Annotated in this window: 1 protein-coding gene; it reads right to left on the bottom strand. The window is 65.3% G+C overall.

What is annotated here, in order from left to right:
- A partial coding sequence (locus tag AC1DVK_RS27215; protein ID WP_477627860.1) for a bifunctional ornithine acetyltransferase/N-acetylglutamate synthase occupies positions 1 to 513 on the bottom strand: 513 nt, incomplete at both ends.

The raw sequence follows: 513 nt of genomic DNA on the forward strand, positions 1-513 counted from the left end.
AGGTGTCGCCGTCCACCGTCACGCGGTTGAACGAGCCCTCCGCCAGTTCCCGGGCCAGCTGCGCCATGAGCGGCTGGGCCACGCAGGCGTCGGTCGCCATGAAACCCAGCATGGTGGCCATATTCGGCCGTATCATGCCGGCGCCCTTGCTAATGCCGGTGATAGTGACTTCGGCGCCCGAAAGCTTGATGCGTTTGGAAAAAGCCTTTGCCACCGTGTCGGTGGTCATGATGGCTTCAGCCGCATTGCCCCAGTTGTTTTCCTTCGCATCAGCCAGCGCGGCCGGCAGGCCCGCCGCGATGCGGTCGTTAGGCAAGGGCTCCATGATCACGCCGGTGGAAAACGGCAAAACCTGTTCGGGCGCGAGATCCAGCAGGCGGGCCAGCGCGATGCAGGTGGCGTGCGCTCGGCTCAGGCCGTCGTCGCCGGTTCCGGCATTGGCATTGCCGGTGTTGATGACCATGGCGCGTATGCCCGCCGTCATGCCGCCGTTCTTCGCGAGGTGTTCGCGGC

Source organism: Peribacillus sp. P4_B1 (genome assembly GCF_056402395.1).